Origin of the sequence: Petroclostridium xylanilyticum, from assembly GCF_002252565.1 — a bacterium.
Classification (GTDB): Bacteria; Bacillota; Clostridia; order SK-Y3; family SK-Y3; genus Petroclostridium; species Petroclostridium xylanilyticum.
The window spans coordinates 98,725-115,152 of sequence record NZ_NPML01000013.1 but is presented as its reverse complement, the minus strand read 5'-3'; the positions used below and the strand labels follow the sequence as shown (position 1 = coordinate 115,152).

At 37.6% G+C, this 16,428-nt stretch carries 15 protein-coding genes; 12 read left to right on the top strand and 3 right to left on the bottom strand.

The genetic code is table 11. The features are described from left to right. Nucleotides 1-133: 133 nt before the first annotated feature. Nucleotides 134-1,081: a phosphate ABC transporter substrate-binding protein gene (locus CIB29_RS08245; RefSeq protein ID WP_094548624.1), complete on the bottom strand. Its 948-nt coding sequence runs from the start codon at nt 1,079-1,081 to the stop codon at nt 134-136. A 630-nt stretch (nt 1,082-1,711) separates the two neighbouring features. Here CIB29_RS08245 and pstB point away from each other — a divergent pair. From pstB to CIB29_RS19435, 9 genes are all read left to right on the top strand, one after another. Further along, nucleotides 1,712-2,467 carry a phosphate ABC transporter ATP-binding protein PstB gene (gene pstB, locus CIB29_RS08240; RefSeq protein WP_094548622.1) on the top strand — a complete coding sequence of 252 codons (756 nt, stop codon included), beginning with the start codon at nt 1,712-1,714 and terminating at the stop codon, nt 2,465-2,467. 122 nt (nt 2,468-2,589) lie between these two features. After that, entirely contained in the window at nt 2,590-2,928 is a 339-nt protein-coding gene (locus CIB29_RS08235; RefSeq protein ID WP_198543806.1) for a hypothetical protein, read from the top strand. 163 nt (nt 2,929-3,091) lie between these two features. Continuing rightward, nucleotides 3,092-4,105, top strand: coding sequence for a LacI family DNA-binding transcriptional regulator (locus CIB29_RS08230; RefSeq protein WP_242965115.1), 1,014 nt, complete (start codon nt 3,092-3,094; stop codon nt 4,103-4,105). A 69-nt stretch (nt 4,106-4,174) separates the two neighbouring features. Further along, entirely contained in the window at nt 4,175-5,047 is an 873-nt protein-coding gene (fba, locus tag CIB29_RS08225) for a class II fructose-1,6-bisphosphate aldolase (protein ID WP_094548620.1), read from the top strand. Between the two features lie 261 nt (nt 5,048-5,308). Next, nucleotides 5,309-6,829, top strand: coding sequence for a xylulokinase (locus CIB29_RS08220; RefSeq protein ID WP_094548618.1), 1,521 nt, complete (start codon nt 5,309-5,311; stop codon nt 6,827-6,829). Then, nucleotides 6,829-7,878 carry a galactitol-1-phosphate 5-dehydrogenase gene (locus CIB29_RS08215; protein ID WP_094548616.1) on the top strand — a complete coding sequence of 350 codons (1,050 nt, stop codon included), beginning with the start codon at nt 6,829-6,831 and terminating at the stop codon, nt 7,876-7,878. The genes CIB29_RS08220 and CIB29_RS08215 overlap by 1 nt, the downstream gene beginning before the upstream one ends. Before the next feature lie 122 nt (nt 7,879-8,000). Further along, nucleotides 8,001-9,017: an aldo/keto reductase gene (locus CIB29_RS08210; protein WP_094549166.1), complete on the top strand. Its 1,017-nt coding sequence runs from the start codon at nt 8,001-8,003 to the stop codon at nt 9,015-9,017. A 368-nt stretch (nt 9,018-9,385) separates the two neighbouring features. Beyond that, nucleotides 9,386-9,817, top strand: a complete 432-nt coding sequence (fucU, locus tag CIB29_RS08205; protein ID WP_094548614.1) for an L-fucose mutarotase — start codon at nt 9,386-9,388, stop codon at nt 9,815-9,817. 71 nt (nt 9,818-9,888) lie between these two features. Beyond that, entirely contained in the window at nt 9,889-10,017 is a 129-nt protein-coding gene (locus CIB29_RS19435) for a hypothetical protein (protein WP_278335836.1), read from the top strand. A gap of 78 nt (nt 10,018-10,095) precedes the next feature. Here CIB29_RS19435 and tnpA read toward each other — a convergent pair whose 3' ends face one another. Further along, nucleotides 10,096-10,512, bottom strand: a complete 417-nt coding sequence (gene tnpA / locus CIB29_RS08200; RefSeq protein ID WP_094548612.1) for an IS200/IS605 family transposase — start codon at nt 10,510-10,512, stop codon at nt 10,096-10,098. Next, nucleotides 10,469-10,627: a ribbon-helix-helix domain-containing protein gene (locus CIB29_RS08195; protein WP_094548610.1), complete on the bottom strand. Its 159-nt coding sequence runs from the start codon at nt 10,625-10,627 to the stop codon at nt 10,469-10,471. The genes tnpA and CIB29_RS08195 overlap by 44 nt, the downstream gene beginning before the upstream one ends. A 108-nt stretch (nt 10,628-10,735) precedes the next feature. Here CIB29_RS08195 and CIB29_RS08190 point away from each other — a divergent pair, with 108 nt between their 5' ends. The 3 genes from CIB29_RS08190 (at nt 10,736) to CIB29_RS08180 (ending at nt 16,017) form a co-directional block, all read left to right on the top strand. Further along, complete coding sequence (locus tag CIB29_RS08190) at nt 10,736-11,980, top strand: RNA-guided endonuclease InsQ/TnpB family protein (protein ID WP_094548608.1); 1,245 nt, start codon at nt 10,736-10,738, stop codon at nt 11,978-11,980. Nucleotides 11,981-12,135: 155 nt separating this feature from the next. Continuing rightward, nucleotides 12,136-13,482 (top strand): GH1 family beta-glucosidase, encoded by a 1,347-nt coding sequence (locus tag CIB29_RS08185; protein ID WP_094548606.1) that lies wholly within the window; start codon nt 12,136-12,138, stop codon nt 13,480-13,482. Between the two features lie 18 nt (nt 13,483-13,500). Continuing rightward, nucleotides 13,501-16,017, top strand: coding sequence for a beta-mannosidase (locus CIB29_RS08180; protein ID WP_094548604.1), 2,517 nt, complete (start codon nt 13,501-13,503; stop codon nt 16,015-16,017). Nucleotides 16,018-16,428 lie beyond the last annotated feature (411 nt).

Below are 16,428 nucleotides of genomic sequence, written 5' to 3'. Positions count from 1 at the left end.
TATGTGGATAATTATAGTATATAAGTAATATACATCCACCATTTAGACAGCACTAAAGAGGAGCAAAAATTTTGAATTTGCCCCCCTTTTAGTACAGTCCAATTATGATATGAATATTAAGTACTAAAATCGATTATTTATTTGTAATCTTGCCACTTGCGTCTCTCTCAACCTTCATTTTTGTGGCAGAAATATATCCGAGTTTTGGAATAATTGTTTCTTGAACCTCGGCACTCATCATAAAGTCAAGGAATGCTTTAGTTAAACCTTCTGGCTTACCTTTAGTATAGCTGTGTTGATATGCCCAGATAGGGAATTTACCGGTAATAACATTTTCTTCTGTTGGTTCAACGCCATCTAATTTTAAAGGCTTTACTGAATCATCAAAATAGGAGAAGGCAAGATAACCGATAGCACCAGGAGTTTCACTAATAATTTTTCTAACTGTTCCGGAAGATTCTTCAGTGATGCCTTCAGCTTCTTCAGCACCGTCAAGAGCATATTTTTTGAAGGTTGCTCTTGTACCGGAGCTCTTAGGTCTGTTAACCAGAGTGATCTTAAGGTCTTTTCCACCAACGTCTTTCCAGTTGGTAATCTTACCGGTGAAAATATCAATTAATTGTTGTTTTGTTAAGTTATCAACACCAACATCTTTATGGGCAACTGCAGCCATACCTACTACAGCAATTTTATGGTCTACTAATGAAGCAACCACTTCTTTTTCTTTTATCTTTTCCTCAGCAAATACGTCGGAGTTGCCGATGTTTGCACCGCCGGAGCTTACCTGACTTAATCCGGTACCACTACCGCCGCCTTGAACCTGGATTTGAGCTTTTGGATTCTTAGACATGAATTGCTTTGCAGCTTCTTCTACCAACGGCTGCATTGCAGTTGAACCAAGAGATACGATAGAGCCGCTAATTTCTTCTTTTTTAGGTTCTTCTTTCTGTGGAGCCTCTGTTTTTGCTGGTCCGGTTTTTTCTGGTTCTGTCTTTGTAGCATTTGAAGAGCAACCTGCAAATACCAAGGAAATTGCCACGACAAGAGTTAAAAGAATCAATGCGGATTTTCTTAAATTCATGGTATTAACCTCCTAAATTTTTTAAATTAATTTTTGAAGTAATTGGACAAACATAATAATAGTTGTCCTTTTTTAAGTGTGTATTAATAGTTTGTTAAGTTTATGTTAAATTTAAACAGACGATATATAAAGATGAGCATTTAAATATTTGAATATTTGGCACTACAACCCATATAAGAATAATGAGGGAAGTAGTATTAAAAAACTTTACAAGTATACAATATTGAAGTATAATTACGTTGATATAAGCGGAAGTTATATATTTATTTTGTCGGAACCACCTGATGTGGATAATACATACTATATGAAATTAGATTTAGGAGCATAATTTTCACATAAGGATTGGTAAAACATTGTATTGACCTAAGAGATTTCCCACATTTAGCAGTAGTTATTTTAAGTATTGGACATATTATAAAGTCTTATGTGCTTATTAAATGAAAGTGCAGCGATCTATTTGCAGTATTTTAAAATTATTGAAAATTGCATGCACATTTTAATGAACTTATAATGAAATCCAAAAAGTGATATGTAATATAATTGATAAGGTGAATTTTTGATGCAATTGAATATATTTAGGAATAAATGGTTGATTGAATATAATATAGGAAAAGCAAAAGGAGTGTAAATATGAGTAATACGAAATTTTCGATTAAGGATCTGAACCTGTTTTATGGAGATTTTCAAGCATTAAAATCAATTAATATGGAAATTCCTGAAAGGCAAATCACGGCATTTATTGGTCCTTCCGGATGTGGAAAATCCACTTTCCTGAAAACTTTAAATCGTATGAATGATCTGGTGGAAGGGTGTAAAATTACAGGAGAAGTAAGACTGGACGGTCAGAATATATATGAAGATGTAGATGTAATTCAGCTAAGAAAAAAGGTGGGATTAGTATTTCAAAAGCCCAATCCATTTCCAATGAGTATATATGATAATATAGCCTATGGTCCAAGGATCCATGGTATTTCCCAGAAAGCCGTATTAGATGAAATTGTAGAAAAGAGCTTAAGGGCAGCAGCAATATGGGATGAAGTAAAAGACCATTTAAAAAAGAATGCCTTAGGATTGTCAGGAGGACAGCAGCAAAGGGTTTGTATTGCAAGAGCTTTGGCGGTAGAACCGGAAGTGTTGCTAATGGATGAACCTACATCAGCCCTTGACCCTATTTCTACATTAAAAATAGAAGACCTGGCTACAGAACTTAAAGAGCAGTATACCATTATAATTGTTACTCACAACATGCAGCAGGCAGGGCGTATATCGGACAATACAGCATTTTTCTTACATGGAGAAGTGGTAGAGTATAACCCGACGGTTAAGATTTTCAGCAATCCTGATGATAAACGTACGGAGGACTACATTACGGGTAGGTTTGGATGATAAAAACAATTGAGAACTAAAAATAGGTGCAATATGTATTTAGGATAATCAAATAAAAATCTGGAGACGGTTTTCTATTCGCTGGTTTTGGCGGGTTTGAAAACCGTCTTTTATTTATTACAATGGAAAATGGCGCAACCATTATACTAGAATCCAGTTGGGCGCTTAATACACTGCAGACTGGAGAGGCCAGAACAACCTTATGTGGGACCAAAGCCGGAGCGGACATGATGGATGGACTGCGCATCAACGGAGTTGAATTTGGCAGACTGTATACCACCACTCCTTCGTTGGACGCCAAGGGTGTTGATTTCTATGATGGCAGTGAGGAAAGTGCCGCCGATATGGAAGCTAGACTTTGGATTGAGTGCATATTAAATGATACAGAACCGGTTGTAAAGCCTGAACAGGCATTAATAGTAACCGAAATACTTGGACTGTCAAGGGGACGGGGTTGTTGACAACACCTCCTAATCTATAGGTTGTCAATAACCCCGTCCCCTTGACACGCCCCCCGTCCCCTTGACACGCCCCCTTGACATGTCCGCCACCATCAAAAAAATAATTGACGAAAAAATAAATTACTGATAAAATAAAATCAGAACTAAACGTTTCGCGATAGAGGTGAGAAAAATAGCAACAATAAGAGATGTAGCTAAATATACAGGACTTTCTATTGCAACCATTTCAAAATATCTAAATGGCGGTAATGTCCTGGAGCAAAATAAGGAACTGATTGAAGAAGCGATAAAGGTTCTGGATTATAAGATTAATGAAATCGCCCGGGGGCTGAAGACTAACCGTACCATGACGGTAGGAATTCTGATCCCGAGTCTGGAAAACATATTTTTTACAAGTATAGTATCCAACATTGAAAACATACTTATACAAAATGGATATAGTGCCATCCTTTGTGATTATCGTGAAGATGAAAAGCTGGAAAAGGAAAAATTCGATTTTCTTATCAATAAGCTGGTAGATGGTATTGTCATGGTCCCCTCCGGCAAAAACATTGAATGCATAAAAGGAGCTATTGAAAAAAATATTCCCATTGTGCTGATAGATAGGATGTTAAAAGGCATTAGCTGTGACGTAGTATTAACCGACAATCTTAATGCGGCTTATGATGCAGCGGAGCAGTTTATTATGAGGGGGCATAAAAAAATAGGCATTATTAGCGGTCCTGAGAATATTTACACTGCGCAGGAGAGACTAAAAGGGTATTTAAGGGTGCATGAAGATTATGCAATGGAAGTTGACCGCAGTCTGATTAAATATGGTGATTATAAAATAGAAAGCGGGTATAAGCTTCTTTTAGAATTAATAGATAATAATCCCCGGCCTACGGCTGTATTTGTTACCAACTATGAGATGACCCTAGGCGCTATCATGGCAATTAATGAAAGGGACATAAAGGTTCCTGAGGAGCTGTCTATCATTGGATTTGATAATATACAAATGGCCAAGATCGTTAAGCCGCCTCTTTCCATTGTTGTCCAGCCAATGCAGCAAATTGGTGAAACTGCTGCAGAGGTTTTATTAAAAAGGCTAAAAGGAGATCGAAGCAATTTTCCTGCAATTTATCGGCTAAAGACCGAGATTCTGCTAAAAGAGTCAGTTAGTAAGCTTACAGGATAAAAAATTTTTTTAACTGCAATGCGAAACGTTTAAAGTTATATATAAGCTTAGAGGGGGGATTGATATCATATGTCACTGATAAACCCATTGTCTTTTATACGAAAGGCACAAGAAAAAGGTGTAGCGATTGCCGCTTTTAATGTCCATAACATGGAGACGATCCAGGCTGTAGTAGAGGGGGCGGCAGAAGAAAGGGCACCTGTTATCATTCAGACGACTCCGGGTACTTTAAAACATGCCGGAATTCCTTTTGTAGCAGCTTGTGTAAAAGAGGCAGCAAAAATCTATGATGTTCCTGTTGCTCTTCATGTAGACCATTGTCCATCTTATAAAATGATTGTCCAGTGTATTCAAAATGGTTACACTTCCGTAATGATTGATGGTGCAGAGCTTCCCTATCAAGAGAATGTTGCTCTGGTAAAAAAAGTGGTTGAGATGGCTCATTTTGCCGGAGTAGCTGTTGAGGGAGAATTGGGGAGGATTGGCGGTACCGAGGACGATATGACGGTGGATGAGCGGGAAGCTACCTTTACCGTACCCGAAGAAGCCAAGGATTTCGTAGAAGCTACAGGTATCGATACGCTGGCAATTGCCATTGGTACTGCCCATGGCGTATATAAGGGAGAGCCGAAACTGGATTTTGAAAGATTATCTGCTATAAGAAATCTTGTAGATTTACCTCTGGTTCTCCATGGAGCATCAGGAGTTCCGGATGACAGCATCAAAGAGGCTGTTAAAAGAGGAATCTGTAAAATAAATATTGCGACAGAGCTTAAGCTTCCTATGGCTCAAGCGATACAGGAGTGTTTTAGAAGTAATCCCAAGGAAAACGACCCAAGAAAATATATGGGGGCAGCAAAGGAAGCTGTAAAGAAAGTAGTGAGGGAGAAAATTCGTCTTTGTAGCTGTAGTGGACTAGCAGATGAAATCAGGGGTGTGTAATTTTCTTTACGGCTTAAAACGAAACGTTTAGCTATAAAGAAAAGATACTATATTTAACGTTAATAATCAATTATAGCAGGCAATAGGCAATAAATTTTTTGATTAATCTGTTACCTGCGTCATTTTATATTTAAAGTGCGAAGTAGTGGGGAGTGAGGAGTGGGGAGTAAATTACCGATCAAGTTCAAAAAACACTCCCCACTGTCCACTCCCCACTATGACACATCATAATTACAAGTTGTAATAATGGAGAGTAATGTTATGGAGAAACTTTTATTGGGAATTGATATTGGAACCTCAGCCTGTAAGGTAGCGCTCTTTGATCTTGAAGGTAAAGTCATTGCCCAATCCACAAAGGAATATCCTGTCTACTATCCGGCACCTGGATATGTAGAACAAAATCCGCAGGAATGGTGGAAAGGAATTTGTGATGCAGTCCGTGAGGCAATTAACACGGCGAAGATTGACCCGAAGCAAATAGCAGGCATAGGAGTAGATGGACAGAGCTGGTCAGCAATTCCTGTGGATAAAGAGGGCAATGTACTGTACAATACGCCCATATGGATGGATACAAGAGCGTCGGAAATATCCAGAAAAGTACTTGAGAAGTATGGACACGATAGGATTTTTGAAATCAGTGGAAACCCTTTTGAGCCGACCTATTCCACGCCTAAAATCCTCTGGTTTAAAGAATACGAACCTGACGTTTATAAGAAAGCCTTTAAGTTCCTGCAGAGTAACAGTTATATCGTTTTTAAGCTCACTGGTATGATGACGCAGGATATTTGCCAGGGGTATGGTCTCCACGTATTTGACATGAAAACAGGAAAATGGGAAGAGGATTTTTGTGATGAACTGGAGATTCCATTGGAAAAACTCCCTGAAATATTTGCCTGCCATCAGGTAGTTGGTGAAGTAACCCAAGAGGCAGCGGGAGCGACAGGGTTGGCAGTAGGAACTCCTGTTGTGGCAGGAGGGTTGGATGCAGCATGTGGTACCCTTGGAGCCGGTGTTATTGAAATTGGACAGACTCAGGAACAGGGAGGCCAGGCAGGAGGCATGAGTATATGTGTAGGTCAGGCCCTGGCCCATCCCAAATTAATCTTAAGCTTTCACGTGGTTCCTGATTTATGGCTGCTGCAAGGTGGTACCATTGGTGGCGGAGGAACCTTAAAGTGGTTCAGGCAGGAATTGGGAGCTTATGAAATACAGAAGGAACAATTAACCGGTATCAATTCATTTAAGATAATGGATGATGAAGCTTCTCAGGTCAAAGCCGGTTCAGACGGACTAATATTCTTACCCTACATGGCAGGAGAAAGATCGCCCATATGGGACAAACATGCAAAGGGCGTTTATTTCGGACTTGATTACAGCAAGACAAGGGCTCATATGATACGTGCTACACTGGAAGGATGTGCCTATGCACTTCGGCACAACTTAAAGACTGCAGAAGAAGCAGGCGTAAAGGTGGATGAATTGGTTGCCATGGGAGGGGCTGCAAACAGCAGGCTGTGGACGCAGATCAAATCCGATGTAACCGGAAAGGTTATTAAGGTGCCGACATCTGATACGGCAACGACTCTGGGTGCTGCAATTCTTGCCGGGGTTGGAACCGGCATGTACCGTGATTTTAAAGAAGCAGTAAATAGAACTATTCACATTACAAGGGTACATGAACCGGATATGAAAGTACATGAAACCTATAAAAAATACTATGAAATCTATCTGGAGATCTATGAAAGACTAAAGGATACTTTTATAAAAAGTGAGGTGGGATAATGAAAGCAGCTGTGTTACATGCAAATGATGATTTAAGATATGAGGAATATCCGACCCCTCGAATCAATGATGGAGAAGTACTGGTAAAAATCAAAGCAACGGGAATATGCGGCTCGGATATACCTCGTGTACTGAGAAACGGTGCCCACTACTATCCGATAGTACTGGGACACGAGTTTTCTGGTGAGGTTGTGGAAGTAGGAAAAGAGATTACAACCATTAAAGTCGGTGACCGGGTAGCAGGAGCCCCTCTTTTACCTTGTTTTAAATGTGAGGATTGTCAAAGGGGCAGCTATTCCCAATGTAAGTTTTACAGCTTTATTGGCTCAAGGACGCAGGGAAGTTTTGCGGAATATGTAAAATTACCTGAAAGAAATGCAGTAAAGTTTGATACAAGTGTTTCTTTTGAGCAGGGAGCGTTTTTTGAACCATCCACCGTAGCACTTCATGGCTTAAACCGCGCCAATTATCATGGTGGTGAAGATGTAGCAATACTAGGAGGCGGCACCATCGGTCTTTTTACTGCGCAGTGGGCAAAAATCTATGGGGCAAAAAGAGTATTTGTTTTTGATATTGATAATGACAGGCTTGCCCTGGCGAAAAAGCTTGGAGCCGATGTAACCATTAATACGCTGGATAGCAATTTTTATGAGATTGCAATGGATTATACCAATAAGAAAGGTTTTGGTTTTGTTTTTGAAACGGCTGGTGTGGATGCAACCATGAAACTGGCTTTTGAACTGGCAGGTAATCGGTCAAGCTTATGTTTCATAGGCACACCTACTAAGGATTTAATTTTTACGCCAAGATTGTTTGAAAACATGAATAGAAAGGAATTTTACCTTACAGGTTCATGGATGTCATACAGTGCTCCGTTCCCGGGTAAGGAATGGGAGCTTACAGCACACTTTTTTGCCACTGGTGCACTAAAATTTGATGAAAGCTTGATCTTTAAAAAAATGCCATTAAGTGAGATTAAAGCGGCATTTGACATGTATAAAACACCGGGAACGGTAAAGGGAAAAATTTTGCTATTAAATGATGCCTAAAAACGCCGTCCATGGCATTTTTCCGGCTTCAATTTCTAGGATTGGTTTATCAACCGCTGAATAGTTACAATACTACTAAATACGTAAAGGAGAGGTTTATAATGGAAAAACAAAAATTCACCATCGCTAGTGATGGAGTAGACCCAAACAAGGTTCCCCAAAGAATCTTATATACCGGAGCTAAAATCCCTGGTGTAGGGCTTGGTACGTTTGGTTCTGACCGCTTCACAGGGGAACAAATTGCAGAAGCCGTCAGAGGTGCGATTTCCGTTGGCTACAGACATATAGATTGTGCTTCCGTATATGGAAATGAGCATTTGATCGGTCCTGTTTTAAAAGAAGCCATGGAAGGCGGTATCAAACGCGAAGAGCTGTGGATTACCTCAAAAGTGTGGAATGATATGCACGGCGAAGGAGATGTCCTCCTGTCATGTGCGAAAACGCTCAAGGACCTGAAGTTGGACTACCTGGACCTGTATCTTATCCACTGGCCATTTCCGAACTACCATGCACCCGGATGTAGTGTTGACTCACGCAGTCCTGATGCTAAGCCATATATCCATGAGAATTATATGAAGACATGGCGCCAGATGGAGAGGCTGGTGGAGATGGGGCTGGTAAGGCACATCGGTACATCCAATATGACGATACCAAAGTTGAAACTGTTACTGAGAGATGCTAAAATCAAGCCGGCATGCAATGAGATGGAGTTGCATCCTCATTTCCAACAGCCAGAACTGTTCAAATACTGTATCGACAACGGTATACAGCCCATTGGCTTCTGCCCTATCGGTTCACCAAACCGTCCTGACCGTGATAAGACAGAGAATGACACCGTTGACATTGAAGATCCTGTCATTGTCAAAATAGCCCAGAGGTTGAATGTCCACCCGGCTGTTGTTTGCATTAAATGGGCGGTTCAACGCGGGCAGATACCGATACCATTTTCAATACGCCGTGATCAGTACCTGAGTAGCCTTCAGTGTACAGTGACAGACCCGCTTACGGATGAAGAAATGAAAGAGATTGAGGGGATTGACAAGAATTGCCGCCTTATCAAGGGACAGGTATTCTTGTGGAAGGATGGCCAGAGCTGGGAAGACCTGTGGGACCTTAATGGAGAGATTACACCTCCGTAATAGGCGCTTCCATCTAAAGTCTTCTCGTTGAAGAAATAAGAAGTAATATGCCAGGTAACATAATGAGTAAAGATATACCTGGGTTCTATTACTTAATCAAATAAAAAATCAATTGTTTAGAGTAAATCTTTATAATGAGCGAAGTTTAAAATTCAATATTTCCTTAATACAAACTTCGCGAATTTCATTGATAACTACATTAATTTATTTCTAATTTTAAAGTGCGTTATCAATATAATTAACCAACTTTAAAACTAAATATTTAGATATTAAAGTTGGTTAATTTCATCGATAACTACATTAATTTATTTTTAACTTTAATATTGGTTATCGATATAACCGAGTTAAGTAAAAAAGGAGAGATTTATATGCTTAAGGGAATACCAGGAATTATATCACCTGAACTTTTAAAAATATTGATGGAAATGGGGCATGGAGACGAGCTTGTAATTGCAGACGGTAATTTTCCGGCTGCAAGCATTGCGAAAAGGCTTGTAAGATGTGACGGACATAATGTCCCTGAACTTCTTGATGCAGTTCTGAAATTCTTTCCGCTGGATTCTTATGCGGAAGCGCCAGTTGCGCTAATGGCAGTTGTACCTGGGGACACTGTTAAGCCTATAATTTGGGATACTTACAAGGAGATCGTAAAAAAGCATGAACCGGTTACCAATAAAATTGAATTTGTTGAAAGGTTTGCTTTCTATGAAAGGGCTAAAAATGCCTATGCAGTTGTAGCAACAGGTGAGAAAGCTTTGTATGCCAATATCATTATCAAGAAGGGTGTAGTTGTTGAATAATCTTAAGACTTGTGTGTTATCCAATGGATTCTCAATAGAACAGGGGGAGTACAATAATCTTAGCTATTAATATGAACCCTGCCATTGATAAAGTTTATGCAGTAGACGATTTTAAAGTAGGAGAAGTTTTTCGGCCGCGGGATATGACGGCAACAGCAGGTGGGAAAGGGTTAAATGTAGCCAGGGTTGCTTGTTTATAATATTGGCACAAGAAAACCTCCGTTGTTTATCTCGGAGGATGAATTGTGCCTTTAATTTTTAGGTTAAATGCCTAAAAATTAAACATTCTTTTGGTTTTGTATATACTTTTGGATTGTTTCAGAAGATACTGTTCCAGCAGTACCAATATAATATCCTCTACTCCATAATCCACTTCCCCAAAACTTGGATTGTTTTAATTTTGGGAAGCCTTTAAATATTTCATTAGCAGATATGCTTTTTAGTTTTCTAACTATATCTACTGGAGCAACAGTTGGTGGAGCAGATATGAAAAGATGAAGATGGTCAGGCATTATCTCTTGTTCAATAAGTTCGTATCCATAGCAATGACATATTACTTTGAAACATTTTGATAATTCATATTCTAATTCATTTCTAAAAATATTATGACGATATTTAGGACAGAAAACAATATGGTAATTGATATTATATTTACTGTGGCTTGTTGTCTTGGTTTGTGTATTTTTCAATGACATATTTCATACCTTCTTCGATTAAGTCGTTAGCATTGACTTTTAATTTAATAGCCAATATTTTAATTTCAGTATATAAATCTTCATCTATTGTTGTATTAATATTTTTTCTTGCCATTTTAAGCACCTCCTAAATAGTACAAATTAATTTTACCACATAGTTGACCATGTATCAATGACATGTTAAAATAAATACATAGATAAAAATGTAAAGGAGGTGAAAAAAGTGAAATTAGCATTCAAATTTAAACCTAAATTAAACGAAGAACAATTAAAGATTATAGAAGAATTATCATTTCATACAACAAAACTCTATAACATAGTTAATTATGATTTAAGAGAAAATGGATTTAAGCCTTATGTTGAAATTGAAAAGATATATAAAAATAATTGGCACTGTGATTATTTACATAGCCATACAAGACAACATTGTTTTAAAGTGGTAGAGCAAAATTGGGAATCTTATTTTGCAAGTATTAAAGATTATAAGGAGAATAAAAGTAAATATAATGGAGTTCCAAAACCTCCAAAATTTAAAAATACAGATAAAAGAAAGAATGAGATTATATTTACCAATCTTGCTATAAGATTTAAAGAAAATAGGCTAATGTTATCTCTTTCCAAAACAGTTCAGAAAAAATTTGAGGTAGAGAGTTTAAATTTTGAGGTTTCAGATAAACTTCAAAGCCTTATAAATTGGGATGAGATACAACAAGTAAGAATTAAGTGGGATAATTCTTTAAAACAATGGTATTTAATTATAATTTACAATAAGCAAGAATTAGAAAAAGCAAAAGAAACTAATGTTATGGCTATAGATTTAGGTTTAGATAATCTTGCAACGTTAACATTTAAAGAAGGTAATCAAAGTTACTTGTTTTGTGGTAAAAAACTTAAAAGTATAAATGCTTTTGTAAATAAGAAAATTTCTTATTATCAAAGTATTGAAATGAAAAAAATAGGTTCTGATAAATTCAAAAATACTAAAATGATTAATTCATTAAGAAGATACAGAGAAAATTATATCAATGATTATCTTCATAAAGTAAGTAAAAATATTATAGATAAAGCAATAGAGCATAATGTTTACAAAATTGTTATAGGCAAAATTGAAGGACTTAAACTAAATATGAATTATAATAAATCGTTTGTTCAAATACCTATACAAAAATTAGTAGAACTAATTAAGTATAAGGCTAAATTACAAGGGATTGAGGTTAAATTTAAGGAAGAGAGTTATACAAGTGGATGCAGTGCTTTCGATTTAGAACCTATAAATAAAAAATACTATAACAAAACTCGTAGAGTAGTTAGAGGACTTTTTAAATCAAACTTTGGATTAGTAAATGCAGATGTTAATGGAAGTTTAAATATACTAAGAAAAGAAGAGAAATGTATTCCCGAAATAGTAAAAACTATGAGGGATAAAGGGAGAGTGTCTTCCCCGTTGAGAGTAAGGGTTGCCTGTTAAGGTGGAAACTTAAATACCAAACCTCTCACGAAGCCACCGTTGCTTGTCTCGGTGGTAGTTCACGCAGGAGCAGGTAATAAACGGAATGACTGCCGGAGCTGTAAAAGGTTAATTGATTTCCATTGTATAACTAACATTTTATTGGAGGTGCTACCTTGAGTCTAATCATTTTCCCAAAAGATTTCATATGGGGTTCAGCGACAGCCTCATACCAAATTGAAGGCGCAGTAAATGAAGATGGGAGAGGAGAATCCATCTGGGACCGATTCAGCCATACGCCCGGTAAAGTAACAAATGGCGATACTGGCGATGTAGCCTGCGACCATTACCACAGGTATAAGCAAGATATAAAGATAATGAAGGAAATAGGGCTTCAAAGCTATAGATTTTCTATCGCATGGCCGAGAATATTTCCGGAAGGTAAAGGCAAAATGAATCAAAAAGGGATTGACTTTTATGACAGGCTGATTAATGAGTTGCTGGAAAACGGGATTGATCCGGCTGTAACGCTTTACCACTGGGATCTGCCGCAAGCTCTCCAGGATTCGGGAGGCTGGTCAAACCATGATACTGCCGATTATTTTGCAGAATATGCTGAGAGCATATTTAAAGTATTAGGTGACCGGGTAAATAAATGGATTACCCATAATGAACCTTGGTGCGTTGCTTTTGCAGGACACCGTCAGGGCAGGCATGCGCCGGGATTTACCGATTTTTCGTTAGCTGTGCAGGTATCCCACCATTTGATGCTGTCCCATGCGAAAGCTGTCCAGGCCTATAAGGCACTCAACAGCAAAACAGGTAAGATCGGTATAACCCTTAACCTCTATCCGATTTATCCAGCTTCTGATTCATTTGAAGATACGGAAACTGCCATGCTGGTTGACGGATATCACAATCGGTGGTTCCTTGACCCTGCGTTTAAGGGGCAGTATCCCCAAGATATGTTGAATTTTTACAAGGAAAAGTTGAATTCCCCTGTTATACAACCGGGTGATATGGAAATTATTGCCGCAAATCCGGCGGAATTCCTGGGAATTAATTATTACTTCAGAAAAGTAGTAAGAAAGGGAAATATTGACCCTGTACTTCTGTTTGATGAAGTTAAACCTGAAGGCCAATACACCGAAATGAACTGGGAAGTGTATCCACAGGGCTTATATGACCTATTGATGAGAATTAAAAAGGATTATAATAATCCGCTAATCTATATTACTGAAAATGGAGCAGCCTTCAAAGACAGTAAACCGATTAACGGTATTGTTGAGGACCAAGACAGGCTGAATTTCCTGAAACAGCATTTTGAAACAACCGCTAAAGCAGTAAAAGAAGGAGTAAATGTCCAAGGCTATTATGTATGGTCGTTAATGGATAATTTCGAGTGGGCTCATGGATATACCAAAAGATTCGGATTAATCTATATAGATTATGAAACACAGGAAAGGATATGGAAAAGAAGTGCACTTTGGTATAAAGATGTTATAAAGAATAACGGGTTTTAATGCTGGAGGGAAATATTAATGAAAGTATTACTAAATGAGCATTGGAAATTGCAATACTTCGAAGACTCAGCTTGTGACCATGAAATTGTATCTACCGATATGAATACTGACAGTTGGTTGGATGTGGATGTTCCCGGGGACGTGCATTCAACGCTTCTAAAGCATGGAAAGATAGAAGACCCATTTTTTTCTACTAATGTTGAAAAATGCCGGTGGATAGAAGATAAAATATGGTGGTATCACAAAGAGTTCATTTTTGATAAAGATAAATATGCCGATAAGACTATTGAACTTAAATTTAATGGATTGGATACTTTTGCTACTGTTTATCTAAATGGAGAGAAGATTGGAAAACATGAAAACATGTTTACCCCTGCTGTTTTTGATGTTACAGAAAAATTAAAACAGGGAGCAAATTATATTGCTGTTAAATTTGATTCAACTATTTCCGTAACCAACAGGAAAAACTACGATAAAATGTGGTATTCTTATAACCGTAACAGGGCCTGGGTAAGAAAAGCTCAGATGAATTTTAGATGGGATTGGGGTCCACGGATTATTACGGTCGGTATATGGAAAGATGTGGAATTGAATATCTATGATATAGCAAAAATAGAAGATGTATTTGTACGTACAGAAAAAGTAGAGAATAATATAGCTGAAGTTTCGATAGATATAAATGCAAAAGCGTTTAAAGAGGATGTAGAGCTCGTAGCAGAAGTTGAACTAATTTATGGCAATGAGAAAATAAATGAAGTTGTACCGATAAGTGATGGTGCATCCTTAAAGTTGAGTGTTACAAACCCTAAACTGTGGTGGACACACGATTTAGGTGACCCCTGCCTATATGACCTTGTTATCAGGTTGAAAAAGCATAATGATGTAATTGATGAATACGTTACAAAATTTGGTATTCGCACATTAGAAGTAAAGCAAAAAGATAGTAAAGGAAACAACAGGTTTACTTTTGTACTCAATGGAGTGGAGTTATTTGCAAAAGGTGCTAATTGGATTCCCGCACATAATTTCATAGGGGCGATAGAAAATGAAACCTATGTTAAATGGGTAGACACTGCCAAAGAATGTAACATGAATATGTTAAGAGTATGGGGCGGGGGAATATATGAAAAAGATATATTCTACCAGGAGTGTGACAAGCAGGGTATTCTAGTATGGCAGGACTTTATGTTTGCATGCTCATCCTACCCGGATTTCGATCATGACTTCATGAATAATGTACGAGAAGAAATTATATACGTAGTAAAAGCTCTTAGAAATTATGCATGCCTTGCCATATGGTGCGGCAATAACGAGATACAGTGGATTCATGGCCAAAAAATGCCTGAACTAAAAGATATGAGGCTGTATGGAGAGAAGATATACCATGACCTCATGCCGGAGTTATTGTCCAGCCTTGATCCTACAAGATTATATTGGCCGAGTTCTCCATTTGGGGGTAATGACCCCAATAGTGATGAAGAAGGGGATAAGCATAATTGGCAGGTTTGGGCGGGGCAAGTATATCCACACAAGCAAGGTGAACCAATGCGTCAGGATAATACGCCATCGGGAATTTCATTTAAAAGGTTCACACAAGATATGGGTAAATTCATATCGGAGTTCGGTATGCATGCCGCCCCTGTGCTTGAAACACTCAAAGACTGTATTCCTGAAAAAGATTTATATTATGGAAGTTTTGAGCTGAGGTATAGAAACAGGGATAAGAGGCCGGACAGAGGAATATTGTTAATGGAGGACTACACCGGTTTACCTTCTGATTTGAATGAATATATAGACTATTCTATGTTAGCGCAAGCAGAGGGACTAAAATTCGGAATTGAGCACTATCGTAGAAGAAAGCCGGAATGCAGCGGCGCGCTGATATGGCAGCTTAATGATTGTTGGCCTGTTTTAAGCTGGAGTATTGTAGATTTCTATCTTAGACCTAAAGCAGGATTCTACTACACCAAGAGAGTATTCAAACCCATCTTGCTATCATTTAAAGAAGAGGGTTCTGATATCGTCTCATTATGGGTTACCAATGATACATTAAATGAGTACGCAGACACGCTGGAGGTTGGACTCAAAGATTTCTTCGGAAACACTGAGTATTATGAGCAGATACCGGTGGTTGTTCCAGCAAATGTGTCCGTTAAAGTGAAAGAATTCTCAAAAAATAGATTAAATGTAACGTATACGAATTTTGAATTCCTATATGTAACTCCTAATAATGATAGTATTGATTCCAATATCATGTTTTTTAAAGACTATAAGGATTTGAATTTGCCGCCTTGTTCCTTGCATACTGAGATTAGGAATCTATCAGATAACAAAAAAGAATTAAAGATAAAGACTGACAATTTTGCGAAATTTGTTAAAATCCAATATCTTATCGACGACATGAAGGTAAGTGACAATTACTTTGACCTTATGCCTGGACAAGAGAAAGTTATTATAATAGAAAGTATAAAAAATAGTATTGAGCAGTTAAACATAAAAGTAGCAGCACTAAATAGTACGAAGAGAAATAATTGAGAAATATAAAAATATTTTAGTTAAAATAACAAAAAAATCCCCAACAAAAGAAGGAATTTTATAATAAATGTAGAATATATATAATACTAGATAAAAATAGATAAAAAACTTAAAAGTTGGGGGAATGTTTGTGTCAAAGACTCAGGTTAGAAAGTCTGTAGCCATTTTTGTTTTGCTTGCTTGTTTCGTTTCTTTACTCACAGCGTATAAGATTGTATGGTCGCCACAAAACTTACCCAATCGAAATATTACATTAAAGAAAACGTCGTTGTAGAAGATAAAATAAGGCATATAAAAAGTGTGTGCGGTTATCCGCACACACTTTTTATAGAGGATGTAAAAAATTTAGTGTATAGATGATTAAATATCTCCTTCTTGGCAAGAATTAGAAATAATTAAAGCTAAGGAGGA

Coding starts and splice junctions, on each gene's coding strand:
- CIB29_RS08245 (WP_094548624.1), bottom strand. CDS start 1,081: ATGAATTTAAGAAAATCCGCATTGATTCTTTTAACTCTTGTCGTGGCA.
- pstB (WP_094548622.1), top strand. CDS start 1,712: ATGAGTAATACGAAATTTTCGATTAAGGATCTGAACCTGTTTTATGGA.
- CIB29_RS08235 (WP_198543806.1), top strand. CDS start 2,590: ATGGAAAATGGCGCAACCATTATACTAGAATCCAGTTGGGCGCTTAAT.
- fba (WP_094548620.1), top strand. CDS start 4,175: ATGTCACTGATAAACCCATTGTCTTTTATACGAAAGGCACAAGAAAAA.
- CIB29_RS08220 (WP_094548618.1), top strand. CDS start 5,309: ATGGAGAAACTTTTATTGGGAATTGATATTGGAACCTCAGCCTGTAAG.
- CIB29_RS08215 (WP_094548616.1), top strand. CDS start 6,829: ATGAAAGCAGCTGTGTTACATGCAAATGATGATTTAAGATATGAGGAA.
- fucU (WP_094548614.1), top strand. CDS start 9,386: ATGCTTAAGGGAATACCAGGAATTATATCACCTGAACTTTTAAAAATA.
- CIB29_RS19435 (WP_278335836.1), top strand. CDS start 9,889: ATGAACCCTGCCATTGATAAAGTTTATGCAGTAGACGATTTTAAAGTA.
- tnpA (WP_094548612.1), bottom strand. CDS start 10,512: ATGTCATTGAAAAATACACAAACCAAGACAACAAGCCACAGTAAATAT.
- CIB29_RS08195 (WP_094548610.1), bottom strand. CDS start 10,627: ATGGCAAGAAAAAATATTAATACAACAATAGATGAAGATTTATATACT.
- CIB29_RS08180 (WP_094548604.1), top strand. CDS start 13,501: ATGAAAGTATTACTAAATGAGCATTGGAAATTGCAATACTTCGAAGAC.